The 4,324-nt window shown below is 73.5% G+C and carries 5 protein-coding genes and 1 pseudogene; 1 reads left to right on the top strand and 5 read right to left on the bottom strand.

The features are described from left to right. Nucleotides 1-184, top strand: a pseudogene (locus GTW67_RS09220) (phytoene dehydrogenase); the annotation flags it as partial. A gap of 42 nt (nt 185-226) precedes the next feature. Here GTW67_RS09220 and GTW67_RS09215 read toward each other — a convergent pair. From GTW67_RS09215 to GTW67_RS09195, 5 genes are all read right to left on the bottom strand, one after another. Next, nucleotides 227-1,174, bottom strand: coding sequence for an SCO2102 family sporulation regulator (locus tag GTW67_RS09215; protein ID WP_161164317.1), 948 nt, complete (start codon nt 1,172-1,174; stop codon nt 227-229). A gap of 56 nt (nt 1,175-1,230) precedes the next feature. Beyond that, the gene (gene metF, locus GTW67_RS09210; RefSeq protein ID WP_161164316.1) at nt 1,231-2,154 is read right to left on the bottom strand and encodes a methylenetetrahydrofolate reductase [NAD(P)H]; all 924 of its coding nucleotides are present in this window, start codon (nt 2,152-2,154) and stop codon (nt 1,231-1,233) included. A gap of 126 nt (nt 2,155-2,280) precedes the next feature. Continuing rightward, complete coding sequence (thiE, locus tag GTW67_RS09205; RefSeq protein ID WP_161164315.1) at nt 2,281-2,937, bottom strand: thiamine phosphate synthase; 657 nt, start codon at nt 2,935-2,937, stop codon at nt 2,281-2,283. Nucleotides 2,938-3,051: 114 nt separating this feature from the next. After that, nucleotides 3,052-3,417, bottom strand: coding sequence for an Rv2175c family DNA-binding protein (locus GTW67_RS09200; protein ID WP_161164314.1), 366 nt, complete (start codon nt 3,415-3,417; stop codon nt 3,052-3,054). Nucleotides 3,418-3,506: 89 nt separating this feature from the next. After that, a partial coding sequence (locus GTW67_RS09195) for an NAD(P)/FAD-dependent oxidoreductase (RefSeq protein ID WP_161164313.1) occupies nt 3,507-4,324 on the bottom strand: 818 nt, incomplete at its 5' end.

Genomic DNA, 4,324 nt, shown 5'->3' with positions numbered 1-4,324 from the left:
GGCCCCGGCGCTGGCGGCGGCGGGCGGCCGGCTGCTGCACGCGGGCAACGGCACGGCTCTGGCCGGGCTGTTCACGGCGGGCGGCTGGTCCCACCCCGGCGGCGGGCTGCCGCACGCGGGCATGTCGGGCGCGCTGGTCGCCGGACTCGTCGTGGAGGGGCCGGACTTCCGGGGCTCGCAGTGACACCGGGGTGACCGGTGGGCCCGTGACCGGGCCCGGGCGCCGTCAGAAGCGGTACTGCTCGTCGTATCCCTGACTCTGGCCCTGCGTCTGGCCGTTGCCCTGGTACGGGTAGGGCTGCTCCGGCGGGAGTTCGCCGCCGTAGGGATCGTCGGCGGTGCGCTGCTGCGGCACCCAGACCCCGCCGGCCGGGGTCTCGCCGCCGTAGCCGCCGGGTGTGCCGGCGGTGTACTGGCCCTGCCCGTAGCCCTGCTGGTCGTACTGCGCCCCGCCGGTGGTGTCGTAGCCGCCGGTGTCGTACGACCCGCCGCCGTAGGTGTGGGTGCCGATATACGGGTCGGAGTAGGCGGCGTACTGCTGCTGCTGGCCGGTGTCGTAGTCGTAGGACTGCTGGCCGTAGCCGGAGTAGTCGTAGGCGTAGGACTGGTCGGAGCTCTGCGCGGCCGCCGTCTGCTGGTCCTGGCCGTAGCCGGACCCGGACCCGTCGCCGTACACGCCGTACGAGCCGGTGTCGTCCGGCATGGGCTGCGGCGCGTAGACGGCGGTGGTCTCGGCGGGGCGGGCCGGGGTGAAGACGTCGTCCCGGTCGTAGTCGTCGTGGCCGAAGGAGTGGCCGTCGCCCTGGGCGCGGTCCTCATGGGTGCCGAGGCCGGTGTCGGCCTCCAGACCGGAGACCTCCAACGTCGGTTCCTGGCGGCCGCGTTCGGGGCGGCGGCGCTTGCTGCCCACGAGGCCCGCCGGGGCGTTGACCGCCCAGCCGGCCTCGAAGCCGCGGCGGAACGACAGGGTGACGTAGGTCTGTCCGACCGCGAAGGCCGCGGCGCCCGCTCCGATGACGAGCACGTTGGACATCAGCACACCGGCCACGACGCAGGCGAAGCCGCCGAAGGCGAGCAGCCGCCAGCGCAGCCGCGCCTTGTACTGCAGCAGCACCTCACCCAGCAGCCACAGCGCGACGATGCCGAACGCGATGTAGAGGACCGTCCAGCCCATGTACGCCCCTCTCCCAGTGGCCGCTACGCAGTGTGTCGCAAATACGTGCGGCCGGTCTAGGCCCGCGGGGGGTGGTGCAGGCCCAGGTTCTCGTAGATTTCCAGCGTCGCCGTGGAGTTGTTCAGCGTGATGAAGTGCAGTCCGGGCACACCCTCGGCCAGCAGCCGCGCGCAGAACTCCGTGGCGAACTCGATGCCAATGGAGCGTACAGCCGCCGGATCGTCCTGTGCCGCGAGGATCCGCTCTTTCAGCTCGGCCGGGAAGGAGGCGTTGCTGAGTTTCGGCAACCTCTCCAGCATCTTCACACTGGTCACCGGCATGACCTCGGGGATGACCGGGGTCTCGCAGCCGGCCGCGGCGACCCGGTCGCGCAGGCGCAGGTAGGACTCGGGCTGGAAGAACATCTGCGTGATCGCGTAGTCGGCGCCGGCCCGGCACTTGTCGACGAAGTGCGTCACGTCGGTGTCCCAGTCCGCGGAGCGCGGATGCATCTCCGGGAAGGCCGCCACGCCGACGCAGAAGTCACCCGACTCCTTGATCAGCCTGACCAGCTCGGCGGCGTACGTGAGGCCCTCGGGGTGCGAGACCCAGTCGGCCGTCGGGTCGCCGGGCGGGTCGCCGCGCACGGCCAGCATGTTGCGGATCCCCGCGTCGGCGTACTGGCCGATGATGTTGCGCAGCTCCGCGACGGAGTGGTTGACCGCGGTGAGGTGGGCGACCGGGGTCAGGGTCGTGTCGGCGACGATCTGCTCGGTCTCCTTGACCGTGCCCGCGCGGGTGGAGCCGCCCGCGCCGTAGGTCACGGAGACGAAGTCGGGGGCGACCGCCTCGACCCTCCTGAGCGCGCTCCACAGGTTCCTCTCGCCCTTGGGCGTCTTCGGCGCCGAGAACTCGAACGAGTACGTCGTCTTGCCGGCGGCGAGGATGTCACGCACGGTGCGTGCGCGATCAGTCCTGGTGGATGCGGTTCCGAGGGCCATACGGGCAGGTTAGCCAGGGAGCGGCGGCCCCCCAACCGGATGCGGGATATTTGTCCGGATTGTCGACTTGTTGTCCATCCCTTGGACACATGCCGCCGGCAACCGCACCGGACGCGCCGACCGGCGCTAGTCCTGCCGCAGGCGCTTGGCGAACTCGGCCGCCGCGGCGCCGGGGTCGTCCGCCGCCGTGATGGCGCGGACGACGACGACCCGGCGGGCGCCCGCCTCCAGCACCTCGTCGAGGTTGCCGAGGTCGATGCCGCCGATGGCGAACCAGGGGCGGTCGGTGCCCAGGGACGCGGTGTACCGGACCAGGTCGAGGCCGGGCGCGTGGCGGCCGGGCTTGGTGGGGGTGGGCCAGCACGGGCCGGTGCAGAAGTAGTCCACGCCCTCCTGGGCGGCGGCCGCGGCGGCCTCCGACTCGGCGTGGGTGGAGCGGCCGACGAGGACGTCGTCGCCGAGGACCGCCCGGGCAGCGGGCACCGGGAGGTCGCCCTGGCCGAGGTGCAGCACGTCGGCGCCGGCGGCGTGGGCGACGTCCGCCCGGTCGTTGACCGCGAGGAGCTTGCCGTGGCGGGCGCAGGCGTCGGCGAAGACCTCCAGGTGCTCCAGTTCCTCGGCGGCCTCCATGCCCTTGTCGCGCAGCTGCACGATGTCGACGCCGCCGGCCAGCACCGCGTCCAGGAACGCGGGCAGGTCGCCCTGGGTCCTGCGGGCGTCCGTGCACAGGTAGAGCCGGGCGTCGGCGAGCCGGGCGCGTGCGGTGGCGGCGGTCTCGGACATGCGTGTGTCCCCCCAAGTCGGTGACGTACGGGCGGCGGCGCGTGGCGTCACGGCCGCCGCCGGTGGCGTACGGGCCGCGGGTGCCGCGGCCCGTACCCCGGGCGGTGTGTCAGGTCAGACGGCGAGCGCCTGGGCGCGGCGCTTCACCTCCGTGCCGCGATTCTCGCTCAGCGCCTGCGCGGGCGTGCCGGGCAGGGTCGGGTCGGGCGTGAAGAGCCACTCGAGCATCTCCTCGACCGTGAAGCCGTCGTCCCGCAGCAGGGTCAGGGTCCCGACCAGGCCCTTGACGACCTTGTCCTCGTCGATGAAGGCCGCCGGGATGTGCAGCGCGCGGTTCTCGCCACGGCGTACGGCGATGAGCTGGCCTTCCTTGATCAGCTGCCGCACACGGGTCACCTCGACGCCGAGCATCTCGGCGATGTCGGGGACGGTGAGCCAGGCGGGTACGAGAGCATCGATCTTTGCGTCAATCTCGGTCACGTCTCAAGCCTGCCATCTGCCACTGACAGTCGGAAGCCGGACCCGTCCCAACCCGCCGACGGCGGACCGTGCCGCACGCCCGCGGGGGACTACGCCGTCGCCGCCTTGAGCGGGCGGGCGGGGTCGGCGAGCAGCCGCGGGTCCATCCGCGCGCCCGCCTCGATCAGGCGCCTGCCCTGGGCCAGGTCCCGGGGGCGGCCCACCGCCAGCAGGGCGATCAGCCGCCCCTCGCGCAGCCAGCAGACCGTCCAGGCGGGTCCTGCGGGGTCGCCGCGCCACAGGGTGGTGTCGGCGGACGTGTGGTGCCCTGCGTACTGGACGAACCGGCCGAACTGCTCGGACCAGAAGTACGGCACCGGGTCGTAGACCGGCGGGGCCTCGCCGCTGGTGGCGCCGACGATGTCCGCGGCGACCGTGCGGGGGCCCTGGAGTGCGTTGTCCCAGTGGTGGACGAGCAGGCGCTCCCCGTAGCGGCCGGAGGGGAAGGAGGCGCAGTCGCCGACCGCGTGGACGTCGGGCACGGAGGTGCGCAGGCGGTCGTCGGCCAGGACCTCGCCGTACGGGCCGAGCTCGATGCCGGAGCCGGCGAGCCAGGCGGTGGCGGGCCGGGCGCCGATGCCGACGACGACGGCGCCGGCGGGCAGCCGCGACCCGTCGTCGAGGACGACGTGACCGGGCTCGACGCGCTCCACGCGCGCGTGGGTGCGCAGGTCGGCGCCCGCGGCGGCGTACCAGGCGGTCATGGGGGCGGCGACCTCGGCGGGCAGCGCACCGGCGAGCGGCCGGTCGGCGGCCTCCACGACGGTCACCGCGCAGCCCGCCTCGCGCGCGGCGGTGGCGAACTCGGCGCCGATCCAGCCCGCGCCGACGACCACGATGTCGTGCTGCCGGGCGAGCACCGGGCGCA

It is taken from the genome of Streptomyces sp. SID5910, from assembly GCF_009862125.1.
In the GTDB taxonomy this organism is placed as follows: Bacteria; Actinomycetota; Actinomycetes; order Streptomycetales; family Streptomycetaceae; genus Streptomyces.
This window is presented reverse-complemented; position numbering and strand designations above follow the sequence as displayed.

Excerpts from the sequence above, each read along its gene's own strand:
- GTW67_RS09215 (WP_161164317.1), bottom strand. The coding sequence starts at position 1,174 with ATGGGCTGGACGGTCCTCTACATCGCGTTCGGCATCGTCGCGCTGTGG.
- metF (WP_161164316.1), bottom strand. The coding sequence starts at position 2,154 with ATGGCCCTCGGAACCGCATCCACCAGGACTGATCGCGCACGCACCGTG.
- thiE (WP_161164315.1), bottom strand. The coding sequence starts at position 2,937 with ATGTCCGAGACCGCCGCCACCGCACGCGCCCGGCTCGCCGACGCCCGG.